The organism is Helcococcus massiliensis (genome assembly GCF_900258485.1).
Classification (GTDB): Bacteria; Bacillota; Clostridia; order Tissierellales; family Peptoniphilaceae; genus Helcococcus; species Helcococcus massiliensis.
The window spans coordinates 204,030-219,744 of the sequence record NZ_OGVE01000003.1; the positions used below are offsets into that span (position 1 = coordinate 204,030).

13 protein-coding genes are annotated in these 15,715 nt (G+C 32.8%); all 13 read right to left on the reverse strand.

The genetic code is table 11. The features are described from left to right. Position 1: 1 nt before the first annotated feature. The 13 genes from C4Q29_RS04295 to C4Q29_RS04355 all read right to left on the reverse strand — a co-directional run bounded on the left by C4Q29_RS04295 (position 2) and on the right by C4Q29_RS04355 (position 15,714). Positions 2-646 (reverse strand): NAD(P)H-hydrate epimerase, encoded by a 645-nt coding sequence (locus tag C4Q29_RS04295; RefSeq protein ID WP_103981581.1) that lies wholly within the window; start codon positions 644-646, stop codon positions 2-4. Then, positions 643-1,593: an ATP-binding protein gene (locus tag C4Q29_RS04300; RefSeq protein WP_103981582.1), complete on the reverse strand. Its 951-nt coding sequence runs from the start codon at positions 1,591-1,593 to the stop codon at positions 643-645. Before C4Q29_RS04300 ends, C4Q29_RS04295 begins: the two co-directional genes overlap by 4 nt. Positions 1,594-1,602: 9 nt before the next feature. Next, the gene (locus C4Q29_RS04305) at positions 1,603-2,430 is read right to left on the reverse strand and encodes a DnaD domain protein (RefSeq protein ID WP_103981583.1); all 828 of its coding nucleotides are present in this window, start codon (positions 2,428-2,430) and stop codon (positions 1,603-1,605) included. Beyond that, positions 2,420-3,004: a GNAT family N-acetyltransferase gene (locus C4Q29_RS04310; RefSeq protein WP_159459209.1), complete on the reverse strand. Its 585-nt coding sequence runs from the start codon at positions 3,002-3,004 to the stop codon at positions 2,420-2,422. The genes C4Q29_RS04305 and C4Q29_RS04310 overlap by 11 nt, the downstream gene beginning before the upstream one ends. Beyond that, the gene (gene dnaB / locus C4Q29_RS04315; RefSeq protein ID WP_103981585.1) at positions 2,988-4,322 is read right to left on the reverse strand and encodes a replicative DNA helicase; all 1,335 of its coding nucleotides are present in this window, start codon (positions 4,320-4,322) and stop codon (positions 2,988-2,990) included. Before dnaB ends, C4Q29_RS04310 begins: the two co-directional genes overlap by 17 nt. Before the next feature lie 17 nt (positions 4,323-4,339). Further along, entirely contained in the window at positions 4,340-4,783 is a 444-nt protein-coding gene (gene rplI, locus C4Q29_RS04320; protein WP_103981586.1) for a 50S ribosomal protein L9, read from the reverse strand. Next, positions 4,783-6,756, reverse strand: a complete 1,974-nt coding sequence (locus tag C4Q29_RS04325; protein ID WP_103981587.1) for a DHH family phosphoesterase — start codon at positions 6,754-6,756, stop codon at positions 4,783-4,785. The genes rplI and C4Q29_RS04325 overlap by 1 nt, the downstream gene beginning before the upstream one ends. A gap of 44 nt (positions 6,757-6,800) precedes the next feature. After that, positions 6,801-9,590 (reverse strand): ATP-dependent helicase, encoded by a 2,790-nt coding sequence (locus C4Q29_RS04330; RefSeq protein WP_103981588.1) that lies wholly within the window; start codon positions 9,588-9,590, stop codon positions 6,801-6,803. Between the two features lie 56 nt (positions 9,591-9,646). Continuing rightward, on the reverse strand, positions 9,647-10,471 hold the full coding sequence (locus tag C4Q29_RS04335; protein WP_103981589.1) for a purine-nucleoside phosphorylase: 825 nt from the start codon (positions 10,469-10,471) through the stop codon (positions 9,647-9,649). A gap of 102 nt (positions 10,472-10,573) precedes the next feature. Then, on the reverse strand, positions 10,574-11,854 hold the full coding sequence (locus tag C4Q29_RS04340; RefSeq protein ID WP_103981590.1) for a C40 family peptidase: 1,281 nt from the start codon (positions 11,852-11,854) through the stop codon (positions 10,574-10,576). A gap of 525 nt (positions 11,855-12,379) precedes the next feature. Continuing rightward, on the reverse strand, positions 12,380-13,486 hold the full coding sequence (gene ald, locus C4Q29_RS04345; RefSeq protein ID WP_103981591.1) for an alanine dehydrogenase: 1,107 nt from the start codon (positions 13,484-13,486) through the stop codon (positions 12,380-12,382). A gap of 229 nt (positions 13,487-13,715) precedes the next feature. Next, a complete protein-coding gene (locus tag C4Q29_RS04350) occupies positions 13,716-14,657 on the reverse strand; it encodes an ATP-binding cassette domain-containing protein (RefSeq protein WP_103981592.1) in 942 nt (313 codons plus the stop codon). Then, positions 14,641-15,714 carry an ABC transporter ATP-binding protein gene (locus tag C4Q29_RS04355; protein WP_200813120.1) on the reverse strand — a complete coding sequence of 358 codons (1,074 nt, stop codon included), beginning with the start codon at positions 15,712-15,714 and terminating at the stop codon, positions 14,641-14,643. The genes C4Q29_RS04350 and C4Q29_RS04355 overlap by 17 nt, the downstream gene beginning before the upstream one ends. Position 15,715 lies beyond the last annotated feature (1 nt).

The window sequence follows — 15,715 nt, forward strand, 5'->3', positions numbered from 1 at the left end:
TTTATCCTCTTTTTATCATTCCTATGTTTTCAATTTTTATATCTTGTTTATATATTCCACTTGTTTTTGTTAGCCCTTTTTTTAGACCTAAAAATGTGACAACCAAGTCTGCTTGGACGCAAACAATATTGCATTCTCCTGTATCATAATCCATTCCTGATGGGATATCTACTGATATAGTATATATCCTGGACTTGTTTATACAGTCAATCACAAATTCGGTAGGGCCCTGGAAGGACCTTTCGAATTCTATACCCGATATGGCATCTATCAAGGTATTTACCTTGTTTAACTCAGATGGAAACTCATCCAAGTCACCAAGGGTTTCTAAAAATGAGACTTCTATGTCTAAGTTTTTTATAATGTCATATTGGTATTTGAATTCTTCACTAGCCAAGTTTAGGCTATCAACTATATATATGTATACCTTTTTTCCTTCAGCAAATAGGTTTCTTGCAATAGCTAGGCCGTAGCTACCATTTTTATTTACCCCACAAATAATAGCAAAGCTATGCCTTAGGTCAAGGTCTATATGTTTGATAGTTTTCAGGGCTGCCTGCTCTACTAATATATTTGGATCTATGCCTAATTTTTCAATATTGTAAGTCTCTAAGTCTTGGAAGCTTTTCCTATCAATCACTTTCATAGCTGCATCCTTACATCATTGCCAAATAATCGCTTTTGATAGTATTTTCCTACAATCCTTGAATAAATCCTTGCATCATAGATTTCTCTGAGCTCTTCAGGGTTAAGGTTTGAAGATATAACTACTGGTTTCTTTTTTACTAACCTTGAATTTATAACTTCAAAGATAGCTGACTTGCTTGCATCATTTGTATTATTTGTCCCTAGGTCATCTATAATCAAAAGGTCAGAATTAAATATAGTATCTATTTCAGACTGCAATTTAGCCTTTTCTTCACTATATGAAAATCTGTGTAATAAAATTTTATTTACTAGGTCTGATTCTGACAAGTAAAGAACAGAGTATCCCTGGTCTAAGACCTCTTTGGTAATTGAGTTTAACAAATAAGTCTTACCTGTCCCAACCCTACCAAATATATATAGGTTTACAGAATCTTCGTCAAAGTGGTTGGCATATTGGTAAAGTTCATCTTTAATAGCCTTTATATTTTCATATGGACTTATCACTTCGTTAGCTTGCCTATCTTTTCTAAATAAGGAGAGATCAAAGTTTTCGAAGTTTTCTTCTTTGATTATCTCGCTGACTCCTGTATCTTGGTAAAGCTTGTTGGTCATCAATTGTCTTTTACATGTACATATCTTTGTTCCTACAGATCCTGTATCTTTGCACTTATCACAGTGATAATGCATTTGCAAGTAGTCTACAGGATAGTTGTTTGAAGTCAATATTTGATTAAATTCCTTATTTAATTGGTCAAGTTTTCTAGTGAGTTCACTTGTGTCTTTGCCGGAAACTAGGTAGTTAAATTTTTTTACACTATTTTCTTTTATAGCCTTATTTAAATCTTTCATTTGAGGAAATTTAGTAAATATTTCATTTTTTCTAGCTTCTAGACTAAGTTCATTATTCCTTCTTCTAGCCTCTAAAATTTCTTCTACTTGTCTCATATCTTTCCTCTATTTTCTATTTTTCTTATTTATAGGAATTTTCTTTTGTAATTTCGCTTCTACAAAAGCTCTTCTCTCTTCTTTTGTCAACCTATCATCATTATCAATAAGTTGCTGTTTTCTTTGCTTGTTTTTTGTAGTATTTTTTGTTTTTGAAGCTTTAGCCTCTTCCTTGCTCTTGTTTCTAGCTTCGATATAAGTATCTAATTTTTCCATATCTGTTGCCCCATCTATCATCCAATTTCTCATAGTTGCAACCAAAGGATCTACAGACTTTGTTCCCCTGATGCCAGAAGCAATCATGTAGGCATAGGACATAAAGTCCGGACTTGCATTGAAGTCATTCATAAGCTCTACAATTTTTCTTATTTCTCTAGGATTTAGGATTATTTGAACATCAGAGCTTTGAGAAATAAAGGCTTCAATGGATTTTATCATATCTCTTACTGCCAGGCTTTCTTCTTCTGTAGGAATGTCCGAGCTTACATTTTCACTAGTGGCAACTGGATTTTCAGTAGATATCTGCATATCAGCTAACTGTGGTGCCAATATTTGTAATCTCATAGATTTGAAAATATATGAATCGCCATTTTTCTCAACTACACCCTTGTCTATCCAATAGGACCAGGCGTCTACGACTTGCCCCTCCGTTAAATTCATCTCCGCTGCAATATTTTCGTTGCTAGCATTGTCAACACCCATATGGGCTAATGATAAGGCATATAGATAAACTTTTATTTGACTTTCGTTAGCGTTAGCCATGAGAGTATTAATAAACATATTTTCTATCGGAGTGACGCCTAAATCTAATTGATCTTTTTGTAACTCAAGTTTCATTGATATACTCCTCTCTGCTAAGTCTCATAAAATAAATTTCACTTTCAATTTTGCCTTTGTTTACTCTAAAATATTTTTTTATATCCTTGTATTTTTCATCTTCTAAATCTAAGGCTTGGTTTTCAAAAACTTCATATTTTTCTTTATATACCTTAAAGTTAAAAGCTTTGTATAGTCTAATGGCCCTATCATTCCAAGCATTGACTTCTAAAATCAAGGTGCGCATTTTCATTTCTTTGAAATAAAGATCTAAAAATAGTTTCATGGCTTCTTTACCATAACCTTTTGAAGTCCATTTTGAATCTATAACTATACCTAATTTTCCAGACTTTATTAACGGTTTTATTTCTTTTACGCCGATAAAACCAATCATTTCATCATCCAGATTTATTGAAAAATATGAAGCAAAATTATTTCTTTGCTTTATAAGATACCAATAATCCGCCTGGTCTCGGGTCATATCATTATAAGAATAACCGTAAAAAAGAGGTTCATCAAAACCTCTCCATGAAGAAAACCTCTTAGTATCTTCATAATTAAGTTTTTCTAAGTATAGTTTATTCTGGCTGGTCATAGTCATATCCTAAGTCATAGAAGGCTGTATTTTCCTTTTTGAAGAATAATTTTCTGGTACCTGTTGGACCATTTCTATGCTTGGCTACATTTATTTCTATTATATTTTGTTCTTCAGCATCTTCGTCGTAATAGTCATCCCTATAAAGCATCATTACAACGTCAGCGTCCTGCTCAATAGCCCCTGATTCTCTCAGGTCAGAAAGCATAGGTCTCTTATTTGTCCTTTCTTCTGACTTTCTTGATAATTGAGATAAGGCCAGAACTGGAATGTTTAACTCTTTGGCTAAAGCCTTAAGCCCTCTTGAAATATTTGAAATTTCTTGTTGCCTATTTTCATTCCTTCCTACTTCACTAGTCATAAGCTGTAAGTAGTCTATAACTATCAAGTCTAAGCCTGATTCAAGTTTCAATCTCTTGGACTTGGCTCTAAGTTCTGTAAGTGAAATAGAAGCTGTATCATCTATATATAAGTCAAGATTGTTTAGGGTTTCTGTTGTGTTATACAACAAGGCCCAGTCCTGTTCCTCTATATTACCAGCTATAATATCCTGCAATTCAACCTTGGATAAGATTGAAATAATCCTTTGAAGAATTTGTCTTTTTGACATTTCCAGAGAGAATACTGCCACTTTTTTACCCGCTAGGGCCGCATTTAATCCCATGTGGATACCTAAGGCAGTTTTACCAACAGATGGTCTAGCCGCCAAAAGTATAAAGTCAGAATTTTGTAAACCTGATAATTGAGTATCCAAGTCTCTAAAGCCTGTTGTAACTCCTGTTAGACTACCATCATTTAAGGCAATCTCAGCTATATAGGCAAAGGTTTCAGAAACTATATCTTCAACCTTTACAAGACCATCTTTGTTGTCAAATTCCGACATTTTAAATAGCTTTTCAGAAAAGTTTCCTATCAATTCTTCTGAAGAATGCTTGCCGGTCCTTACTTCGTTGATTATATTATCACCATAAGAAAGTAATTGCCTTAAAACTGACTTCTCTTTGATGATGTCAAGATAGGCTTCATAGTTGGCACTATAATACTGCTCATCAACTAAACTAGTTAGATAGCTACTTCCACCAATATTGTCTAGTTGCCCCATTGAATCTATCTTATTTATCAGGGTTGTAAAATCAATAGGAATATTGTCTTGGTTTAATGAGACTATGGCCCTAAAAACTATCTCATTTCTTAAATCATAAAAGTCTTTACTATTAATTTTTTCAAGAAGAAGATTCACCAAATCTGGGTGTATAATGGTTAGTCCCAAAACCGCCTTTTCAGTTTTTAAATCACTAGGTGGATTAAATTGTTCCATATCTTCTCCTTTTACTTTTATTGCCCCTTAACTTCTACTTTAAGGTCTGCGGTCATTTCAGGGAATACTCTTACCTTAACTGTATATCTTCCTGATGTTTTTATGTTTTCGCTTAATTCAACTTTCTTTTTGTCTATTTCAAAACCTTTTTCTTTTAATTCATCTGCTATATCTTGAGAAGTTACTGAGCCGAATAGCTTTCCATCTTCACCGGATTTTTTTGCAACAACTAATTCTAATTCTTCTAGTTTTGCTTTCAAATCTTCAGCTTCCGCCTTGTTTTGTTTGAATTCTTCTTTTAATCTAGCTTGTTCTTCCATCCATTTTTTCTTGTTTGCAGGTGTTGCTTCTATAGCTAAACCATTTGGAATAAGGAAGTTTCTTGCATAACCTGTTTTCGCATTAACTAGTTCATCTTTTTTACCTAATTTTTTAACATCTTCTAATAATATAACTTTCATTATTCATTCTCCTCCATGTATTCTTTAATAGCCTTCTTAAGAAGGGATTTAGCTTCTTCCATATCTACTTCTAATTGGGTAGCCGCCATATTTCTATGTCCACCACCATTTAGTTTTTCCATAATCAATTGTACTGACACTTTTTTGTTGGACCTTGCTGATATATGAACCTTTGAATTTTGCTTTGTAAGTACAAAGGATGCTTCTATACCTGTAATCTGCACTAGGTCATTTGCTGCTTGTGAAGCTATCAAGGATGATTCATCAGTTTCCTTGTCAAATATTCCGATGATAAATATATCTTTATAAATTTCAGCTGTTGAAATAATTTGAGATTTAGCCTTTAAGGTATCAAAATCTTCAACAAATAGTTCATTTACAGTGTCAGAGTCTGCCCCATTTTGTTTTAGAACTGATGCTGCTTCAAAGGTCCTTGATGAAGTTTGTTGGGTAAAGTGTTTTGTATCCATACTTATACCAGCAAGTAAGGCCTCTGCCACAATTTTATTTATAGCAATTCCATCATCCATATATAACAACATCTCTGTAACAAGCTCTGATGCTGATGATGAAGATGGCTCTAAATAAGTCAATTCCGCATTTTCTATATAATCGCTTCCCCTTCTATGGTGGTCGATTATAACAACTGAGTCAGTCTTTTCAAACAATCTAGGTTCTTCAGTCGAATTTTTTCTGTGATTATCTGTAATTATAAATAGTGATGATGACTTGATTTTGCTATAAGCTTCATCAGGACTAATTATATAATCTTCCAAATCTTCAATATTTTCTGTTGTATACCTGTAAATATTTTCTATGGCTGGTGTCACCTTAGATAGAACAATGTAGGCATCTTTGCCTTTTTCTCTTGCTGCATGCCACAAACCTATAGAAGATCCGATAGAATCCATATCCGGATTTACATGGCCAGAAATAAAAACTTCTGTAGACCTTCCTATCAACTGTGATAAGGCATGGGCCAAGACTCTTGCTCTTACCTTGGTCCTCTTTGTAGTTGCCTGGCTATTACCACCAATATATTCTAAGTCATCTTGTCTCTTGATTACTATTTGGTCACCACCCCTACCTAGGGCTATATCTAAGGCTGCATTTGCAGACTTTTCAATTAGTCTAGGACTTTCGTCATCATAGGCTACACCTATGGATAAGGTAGGTGCTAAAGTATTTCCAGCTTCAACTCTTCTTACTTCTTCAACAAAGCTAAATTTTTCTTCAAGCATAGCTTCAAGACTTTCCTTGTAACTAACCGCGTGGTATCTACCATTTTCACTTTTCTTTATAAAAGATCCATACTTGTGGAAGTATGAAGTAATCAAGGTATCTATTTCAGCATAAAGAATAGGTCTCTTTTCTGAAGATAGGTTTTGATTCAACTCATCTAAATTATCTAATTTTATATTTAGAATAACGAGCTTTTCATTTTCATAAGTCATAGCAATGTCTACTGCTTCGGTTTGGTCAACAAAGTATAGAAGTTTTACATTTTCTCTTTCTAAAAGACTGTAATGCACGCTATAATTTCTTTGTTCATATTCATAATCAAAAACTTGGTTGTCATTATCTTTTTCAAACAAGTCTGTGATACCTGGTAAAATATCATCGATATCCTCTTCTACCAAGGAATCTTTTCTTGAAATCATATTTTTAAATCTTGAATTATACCAATTTAGTTGGTTGTCCTTATCCAAAACTATAACGGAAAAAGGCATCGAAAATATGGCCTTTTTCGAGAAACCTTCAAAGTATACTTCCAGATTGTCAGCATACTCTTTAAAAGCTCTGTCCTTTATTGTGTATAGTTCATAGGCGTTATAAAGAGATAGGGCTGATAAAACAATCCCTATTATACCCAGGTAAACATTCAAAATTAATAGTATGATTGTAAGTGAAACATTTGCAATAGGACTTAGCCATATGCTTATATTTTCTTTGGTCAAATATTTATTAATCATTCATCTTCCTTTACATTAAATCTATAAAGATAATTATATCAAATTTAGGTTAGAATTTGAATATCTGCGACTTCTTTATAGTATCTATTTAAAAAGAATTTTAATAATCCCGCCTTATTAGGGTCATAGTTTTTAAAATTAAATTTTTCATTTTCTATATCTTTTATAGTTTTTTCTATACCTTTGAGTATTTTTTTATTAAGGTCTTTATCTACAGGATAGGTGTATATATTTTTACTATTAGCTAAATCTGTAAAATACAAAGCTACACTAGATATCCCTTTATTTTTTGTTTGCTCATAGAGGTAGGCATATAGGTTAATCTGATTTATATATGATTTAAGTATAGAGTCGTCTTCGTGACTTTCAACCGGTCTACCAGTCTTGAAGTCCATTATATGAAGCCCTCCATCATTCTCAAAAATCATATCCACATTACCTATAAGGGCATAATCATCTGTAGAATAAAATATATTTAGTTCAGAATTTAACGGCCTTCCAATATTTTTCAAATTATCTAAATATCGACTAACTTCTTCATGGGCCTTTTCTATATCTTCTTTTCTTATGTCTATAGCGCCTTGCCTATATTTCTGGGCACCTATATCCCTGACTAATTTATAGGTCTCAATACCCTTAATATCTCCATTATTTATAAGAGTTTTATTTATAGTTTCAATAGACTCATGGACTATAGAACCGTAGAATAAAGCCTGTGTTTTAGGCTGTCTAAATTTCAGTATTCTTTCATAATAATACTTAATACTTGAGTCCCTATAAGGCACTATATCAGCAGTGTAGGAATAGCTCTTTCTTACTTTATTGTTTTTAACAGGTCCCTTTTCCAAGTCTAGGTCCTTTACAGGAACTTCATTTAAGTTATTAAAATAGTTGATTAGATATGGAGAAATACTATTTCCAAAACCAGTTAATACAAGTAGGTCTTTGGCCCTGGAAAAACCTGTGTAATACTTTCTATAAAAGTCTAGATTTTCCATCAACTCTATAGGCTCAAAATCATTTATTTGTGTATATTCTTCCTTCAATATATCCACAAGTCTTTCAATATTATTTTTATACTTTCTATTTGTAAAAGGCTTATCCCAAAGAGACCCCATGAAAACTACTGGATATTCCATTCCTTTTGAAGCATGAATGGTTAAAACTGATATTGAGTTTTCATCTGGAATCTTAGTATCTTCATCAAACTCAGCTATACCATTTCTGTTACTGATAAAAGATATAAAATTAAAGAAAAATGTAGATATAAATTTATCTAAATTATCTTTACCCACATAATAAATTTGATTGATCAAAGAAAAAATATCCAGCAGCTCTAAATACCTTGATAGGCCCTTGGCTTTTTCTTCATTTTTCATGTACTTGTAGAAGGGTTCATAGGCAAATAATCTATAATATATGTCATGGAGACTTATTCGACTTCCCTCTTCATTTAAATATTCAGACATTTTTTCAATAAAGTTTTTTAGGTCAGCATGTCTTTGTATATATTTATCAAATAAATTATATTCTCTTTCTAAAAAAGCATAAGTCATTGGATTCGACACCTTTGACCTATCTATATACCTTCTAAAAATAGTATATAATCCACCTATCATCTCTTTAACTTCTTTTCTTGATAAAAGGGTTGATCTTTTTGGAATATATACTCCTATACCTTGTTTTTTTGCATGAGAAATAAACTTACGAGCAGAAGCATTATTTACTGATGAAAATAATACAGCTATCTCATTGTAAGAATTTATGGCTCCTTGGAGATACAGGTCTTTCATGTAGGCACAGGTCTTTTCTATCCATTCTTCTTCATTTTGAGAATATAGCTTAACAACCCTATTTTCCCCACTTAACTTGTCTGAAAATAGTAATTTTGGATACCTGTATTTTTTATATTCATCATTTTCTATACTTAGATTTTCTAAAAATGAAGAATAAAATTTAATAATAGAATCTTCCGACCTATAATTTTGCATCAGCTTTATAAGCTTTACCTGGTCTATTCTTTTATCAAATTCCAAGATATTCCTAACTGAAGCACCCCTAAACCTGTATAAACTCTGGTCATCATCACCCACTACGCATAAGTTTTTATTTTCATTTAGCATCTTAAAAATAATTTGTTCCTGCACATAATTGGTGTCTTGGTATTCATCAATCATTATGTAATTAATTTTTTCATGGATTTCTTTAACTATATGGTCATGTTCAACAAGCAATTTATATGTAGTGAATAATATACCTGAGAAGTCTATTAGATTGTATTTTTCTAGTAATTTTTCGTACAGGTCAAGAATCTGTAGACCAACATTTGCAACTGGATCTTTTGAAATCCTTTCAAGAATCCCTTCTTCCCTTATTGAATTGACTAAATTCATAATATTTTTTACATGGTCTGCTCCATTAATCACTTGTGAATAACCAGATATTTTTTGAAAACTTCTTAAATATCTATGGATTAAATAAGCTTGTCCTGTATCATCAATTTGAGAATAACCCGATTTTAAATAAGTGTATTCAAGGTACTTCTCATTTATATCACGACAAATAGAGTGGAAGTTTCCCACCACCATATCGTTAATGTCCTTGTCTATATTTTCTATTTTGAAATTTAATGATAGCCTATCTTTCAATTCAAAGGCAGCCTTGTTTGTAAAGGTTGATATTAGTATAGATGAAGGATCAATGTTTTTGTCCCTTATCATATACTTCACTCTTTCTACAAGGGTAAATGTTTTACCTGTTCCTGGTCCTGCTATTATCAAAACAGGTCCATCAATTGTCTGTATTGCTTCTTTTTGCTGTAAATTATAAGTCATTTCTTTCCTTTATAAAATAATATCCGAAAGAAAATCTTTCGGATATGTATTATTTCTTATGCTAACTCTTTAATGAAGTCCATTACTAGATCTATGAAGTATCCTGAAGCTGCTTCACCAGCATCAATAACTTCTTGCTCGTCTAGTTCTACTTCTGAAATACCTGCTGCCATATTTGTAACTAGGGTAATACCCACTGTCTTCATACCCATATGTCTTGCAGCCATAGCTTCTATAGCTGTTGACATACCTACTACATCAGCACCTAAAATTGTAGCCATTTTTACTTCTGCAGGTGTTTCGTAGTTTGGTCCTTGCCATTGGCAATAAACACCATTTTGTACTGAAATACCTTTTTCTTTTGCTAATTTTTCTAATTTATCACCTAATTCCTTGTTATAAACTTCTGTCATATCTGGGAATCTTGGTCCTAAATCATCTAAGTTTGGTCCATTTAATGGTGAAGGTACTAAGGCTGTAATATGGTCTCTGATAATCATTAAATCACCAACAGAAAAGTCTTTATTTGCTCCACCAGCAGCATTAGTTACTATAAGAGTTTCTGCACCTAATAATCCCATCAATCTTGTAGGCATAACTGTATCTTGAGCACTATATCCTTCATATAAGTGAACTCTTCCTTGCATGATAATGGTTGGTACACCGTGGATATGAGTCAACACAAACCTACCCTTGTGACCTGGAGCTGTAGAAACTGGAAATGATTTGATATCCTTGTATGATATCTCTTGTTCTATTTCAACTTGGTCAGCTAGTCTACCTAGACCTGAGCCCAATGTAATAGCTAACTTAGGTCTAAATTTAATCTTACTTGCTAAATCTTCATAAGCTTCTTCTAATCTTTTTTTGAAATCTGTCATATTCATCTCCTTTATATAATTATTATGTATTACCTTTTCATTATATAATAAAAGATAAAATAAAAATAGACCTGAGTGTAAAACTCAAGTCTATATTGATAATTATTTTACTCTTCTAGCTGTAACAAATCTTGATGTCCAGTATTGTAAATTCATACTTTGTCTTACAACACCTCTTCTAGGGTTTGCAGCATGTATTATACCACCATTACCATCATATATTGCTACGTGTGAAATACCTCTACCTGAAGTATTGTAGAATAACAAATCTCCGGCTTGTAAATTATTAAGTGATACTGGTACCCCTACTGTAGCTTGTGCACTTGCTACTCTTGGAAGTGATACTCCTCCATAGTTTCTAAATACGTATGAAGTAAAACCTGAACAATCAAATCCTGCAGGAGTTGTACCACCATACACATATCTGTAACCAATAAAACTACTTGCAGCATTTACAATTGAGCTTGCGGATGCTGAGCTCTTTGATGGAGCAGGAGTTTCTTGTTTAACTTCTTTTGTTACATTTGTATTTTGTGTCTTAGTTCTTGTATTTGTTTGTGTGTTTTGGCTTGCTGGTGCAGAACTTGTTTGTTCTTGTCTTCTTTCAACCTTCACTGGGCTTGTGTGGTCTGGATTTATCCATCCACCTGCTGTATCAGGATTTTTTGATACATTTATCATTCCATTATATTCTTTGAAAATATAATACTCACCAGCAGCTACTTGTGTAACTGGATTTGTAGAATTTTTTGCATCACTTGCTGAACGGAATCCACTTACTTTATTTTTTAGAGTATATTTTTCTGCTTCAGCTTCTTCTACTTCAACTTTTTTAAGGATTTCTTCTTGAGCTATCCATCCACCTGGTGCACCTTGGAATCTAGCTATATTGTAAGTGTTTCCACTTGTTTTATATATATAGTATTCACCCTTATGGTATACACCTTTTGGATTTACTTTGTTTTTAGCATCGTCAGAATTTATATAAACTTCAACGTCTTCATTTAAGATAACCTTGTCGCCTTCAACTTCAAACTTGAATACAACATCTTCTACTTTAGAAATTTGATCTTCATCTTGCTTGGCAACTAATGAGTTGCTTGTGCTCTCTAATTTACTTGCATCTACCCAAGCACCTGATGATTTTTCTGATTTTGATATATTTACTGCATTTCCAAATCTTTTATATACAAAATATTCACCTGCTTTATAAACTCCAACAGAATTTTTATCTTTTTCTGCTTGTCCAGCTGTCATATATATCTTTGAGTCTTCGTTTAATTGTACCTTAGCAGCTTGAACTACAGGTGTTAATAATGAGATTGATGCTAGTGATACTGTAAGAGCACTTGCAGCTAATCTCTTTTTAGAATTTTCGAACATATTATCCTCTTTCTGTAATATTTTTGTAACTGATTCATATTATATATAGATTGTAACTATTTTTCAATATTTTGTAACTTTTTTGTAAATTTCTTAAGTAATTGTTACATAAAATTAATATTTCGTACAGGCTAGTTTATATGAGGTCTAAGAACAATTTATGATTCGATTGTTTTAGTGAATTTCATGATGGTTTTGATTATTCCGTAGAAACCATCATGACTTGATTAGTGTGAATGTCATGCAGGTTTTGGCGTTTTTGTAGAAACCATCATGATGTCATGTCTATCCCAACATTTCTTCTCCCTGGCATGATTCCAGACCATAACTTTTCATGTCTATCCCACCATTTCTCGAGCCTGTCATGACGGATCGCCCTTACCAGATTATTTTTTTCCTACTAAAATATAAAAATTCTCATATTAATTAACCCTGACATCATTCCACCAATACAATATAAAAGAACTGATTCCCCATATCGAGAAATCAGTTCTTTAAACTTCTATTAAATTATTCAAACTTATTCTATTCTAAAATATCTGAATACTCAATTCCTAAGTCTTCAGCTATATCTTTAGAAGTAAATTTACCCTTGTAAGTATTTACTCCAGCTTTTAAAGCCTCATCTGTCTTTAAGATATCTCCTAAATCCCCACTTGCAATCTTTCTGGCATAAGGTAGGGTTGCATTTGTAAGTGCATAAGTTGATGTTTGTGCTACTGCACCTGGTATGTTATCTACAGCATAGTGGATTACCCCATGTTTAACATAGATTGGATCATCATGACTTGTACTATGGTCTATTGTTTCAAAGATACCACCTTGGTCTACTGCCACGTCAACTATTACAGATCCAGGTCTCATTTGTTTTACGGTCTCTTCTCTAACTAGGGTTGGAGCTTTTCTACCACCCCCTACTAAAACAGCACCTACAACTAGGTCAGAATCTATTACAGCGTCATGGATATTTTTAGGATTTGATGCTTTTGTATCTATGGTGTTTCCAAAAATATTTTCTAATTCAGCCATTTTTTCTAATGATAGGTCTAGGACAGTAACTCTTGCACCTAAACCAACAGCCATTTTTATAGCGTTGATACCAACATTACCACCACCTAGGATAGTAACTTTACCTTTTTCAACACCTGGTACACCACCAACTAAGACTCCTGAACCGCCATTTTGACTTTGTAGGAATTCTGCACCTATGATGGTAGCCATTTTACCAGCTACTTGTGACATTGGTTTTAATAATGGTCTATCATTTCCTGTACCTACAGTTTCATAAGCTATAGCGGTAACTTTTTTATCTAATAGAGCTTGAGCTAATTCTGGAACTGCTGCCATATGGAAGTAAGCAAATATGATAAGTCCTTCTTTGAAATATTTGTATTCTGATTCTACAGGTTCCTTAACCTTAATAATCATATCAACATCCCATGCTTCCTCAGCTGTATCTACAATTTTGGCACCTTCTTCAATATAAGCTTCATCTGTAATTGCAGAACCTAATCCAGCATTTTTTTCTATAAGAACTTCATGCCCATCGCTAACTAAAGCATGAACACCAGCTGGTGTAATCGCAACTCTGTTTTCTCTGTTTTTTATTTCTTTTGGTATACCAATTCTCATGTATTCTCCTTTTCTATTATTATAATCTAAGAATAGACAATCTATAGTTAATTAATAAATCTATTCTAGCTTTTCGTACATTCTTATATTTACCCAAATTATACCACTTTAAACATATCTTTTATTAAAAAAATATTATAACTGGTTCTACGGTATAGCTGGGGATTATATTGTTGTAGCCCATAAAAAAAGAACCTTTAAGAATTAATCTTAAAAGTTCTTATAAGGCTTATTTAATTTCATTTCTGTATGATTCTAGCTCTTCTTCAGTACACATTACCAAGTGGCCTGGAGTAACTTCTCTAAGTATGTGTTGGTCTGTGTATTCTGCATGGTAGGTTGAATTTGTTGGATCAACCACCTTGTTTTTCTCAATAATAGGGTCTGGAATTGGTACAGAATTTAATAATGATTTTGTATATGGGTGTAGTGGATTTCTGAATAATTCTTCAGTTTCAGCAATTTCTACAATCCTACCCTCTGTAATAACTCCAATTCTATCAGAAAAATATCTAACTACTGATAAGTCGTGAGCTATAAATAAATAAGTAATATTATCTTCTTTTTTGAATTTATTTAACAAGTTAAGAACTTGAGCACGGATAGACACGTCAAGTGCTGATGTTGGCTCATCGGCAATGATCAAGTCTGGGTGCATAACTATCGATCTTGCTATACCAACCCTTTGTCTTTGTCCACCTGAGAACTCATGTGGGTATCTTGACTTGTGTTCTGGTAATAAACCTACAGCATCAATAGCATTATCAATTATTTGATTTCTTTCTTCTTGAGAATTGTACATCTTAAAGTTGTCAATTCCTTCTCCGATAATATAATCAATTGTTGCTCTTTCGTTTAATGAAGCAGCTGGATCTTGGAAGATCATTTGAATATCTTTCTTTAATTCACGAGCTTCCTTTTTAGGCAATTTACCATTGATTTTTTTACCCTTAAAGAAGATGTCACCCTTACTTGTTTGGTTTAATCTTACTATTGCTCTGGCAATAGTTGTTTTACCAGAACCAGATTCACCTACTAAAGAAAAAGTCTCACCTTTGAAAATTTGAAAATTTACACCTTGTACAGCTACAAACTTTTTCTTTCCGTTCTTAAATGTAATCTCTAAGTCTTTAACATCAACCAGTACTTCTCTATTATTTTGTTGATCCATAAGTACCTCCTTTTGATGTTATTCTTTGCATTTTTTCATGTAAATTATTTAAAATTGCAGGTTTTTCTACTTTTGGCGCATTTTCATGTAACAACCAAGTTTTTGCATAATGTGTATCTGATACCTTAAACATTGGTGGTTCTAATTCAAAGTCTATTTTCATAGCATAGTCTGATCTTAAAGCAAAGGCATCACCCTTGATTTCTTCAAATAATGAAGGTGGTGTACCCTTTATAGCATGTAATTCACCATCTTCTTCTTCTAATTGAGGTAAGGATGATAGTAATCCCCATGTGTATGGGTGTCTTGGATCGTAGAATATTTCTTCTGATGTACCATATTCTACTATTTGACCAGCATACATAACCGCAACATCATCAGCAACCTTGGCTACAACACCTAAGTCGTGAGTAATGTATATAGTTGTAAAACCATACTCAACTGATAAGTCTTTGATCAATTGGATAATTTGAGCTTGGATTGTAACGTCTAGAGCTGTTGTAGGCTCATCACAAATTAAAATCCTTGGTCTACATGCTAAGGCTATAGCTATAACTATTCTTTGTCTCATACCACCAGAGTACATGTGAGGATATTCATCATATCTTTTTTCTGGATTAGGTATACCAACTCTCTTCATCAATTCTATAGCTATCTTTTTAGCTTCTGCTTTTGATTTTTCTTGGTGTTTAATTATAACTTCTGAAATTTGGTAACCAATTGTTCTTACAGGGTTTAGTGATGTCATAGGGTCTTGGAAAACTGTAGCAATTTTCTTTCCTCTTACACCTAACCAATCTTTGTCAGTCTTAAACTTAGTTAAATCTTGGCCTTCAAAAATTATTTCACCATTTGTGATTTCACCATTATCATCTAACATACCTGTAAAGGTTTTTGTAAATACAGACTTACCAGAACCAGATTCACCTACTAAGGCTAAAACCCTTCCTTCTCTTAAGTCCATAGAAATATTTCTTATAGCTTTTAATTTTCTGTCACGAACTGTAAATTCAACTTGAAGGTCTTTTACAGATAATATTGTATTGTTATTTTCCATA

Bases quoted from the DNA above. Each gene is read 5' to 3' on its own strand.
- C4Q29_RS04295 (WP_103981581.1), bottom strand. From the start codon at position 646: ATGAAAGTGATTGATAGGAAAAGCTTCCAAGACTTAGAGACTTACAAT.
- ald (WP_103981591.1), bottom strand. From the start codon at position 13,486: ATGAGAATTGGTATACCAAAAGAAATAAAAAACAGAGAAAACAGAGTT.
- C4Q29_RS04350 (WP_103981592.1), bottom strand. From the start codon at position 14,657: ATGGATCAACAAAATAATAGAGAAGTACTGGTTGATGTTAAAGACTTA.
- dnaB (WP_103981585.1), bottom strand. From the start codon at position 4,322: ATGGAACAATTTAATCCACCTAGTGATTTAAAAACTGAAAAGGCGGTT.
- C4Q29_RS04330 (WP_103981588.1), bottom strand. From the start codon at position 9,590: ATGACTTATAATTTACAGCAAAAAGAAGCAATACAGACAATTGATGGA.
- C4Q29_RS04310 (WP_159459209.1), bottom strand. From the start codon at position 3,004: ATGACCAGCCAGAATAAACTATACTTAGAAAAACTTAATTATGAAGAT.
- C4Q29_RS04340 (WP_103981590.1), bottom strand. From the start codon at position 11,854: ATGTTCGAAAATTCTAAAAAGAGATTAGCTGCAAGTGCTCTTACAGTA.
- rplI (WP_103981586.1), bottom strand. From the start codon at position 4,783: ATGAAAGTTATATTATTAGAAGATGTTAAAAAATTAGGTAAAAAAGAT.
- C4Q29_RS04305 (WP_103981583.1), bottom strand. From the start codon at position 2,430: ATGAAACTTGAGTTACAAAAAGATCAATTAGATTTAGGCGTCACTCCG.
- C4Q29_RS04325 (WP_103981587.1), bottom strand. From the start codon at position 6,756: ATGATTAATAAATATTTGACCAAAGAAAATATAAGCATATGGCTAAGT.
- C4Q29_RS04335 (WP_103981589.1), bottom strand. From the start codon at position 10,471: ATGACAGATTTCAAAAAAAGATTAGAAGAAGCTTATGAAGATTTAGCA.
- C4Q29_RS04355 (WP_200813120.1), bottom strand. From the start codon at position 15,714: ATGGAAAATAACAATACAATATTATCTGTAAAAGACCTTCAAGTTGAA.
- C4Q29_RS04300 (WP_103981582.1), bottom strand. From the start codon at position 1,593: ATGAGACAAGTAGAAGAAATTTTAGAGGCTAGAAGAAGGAATAATGAA.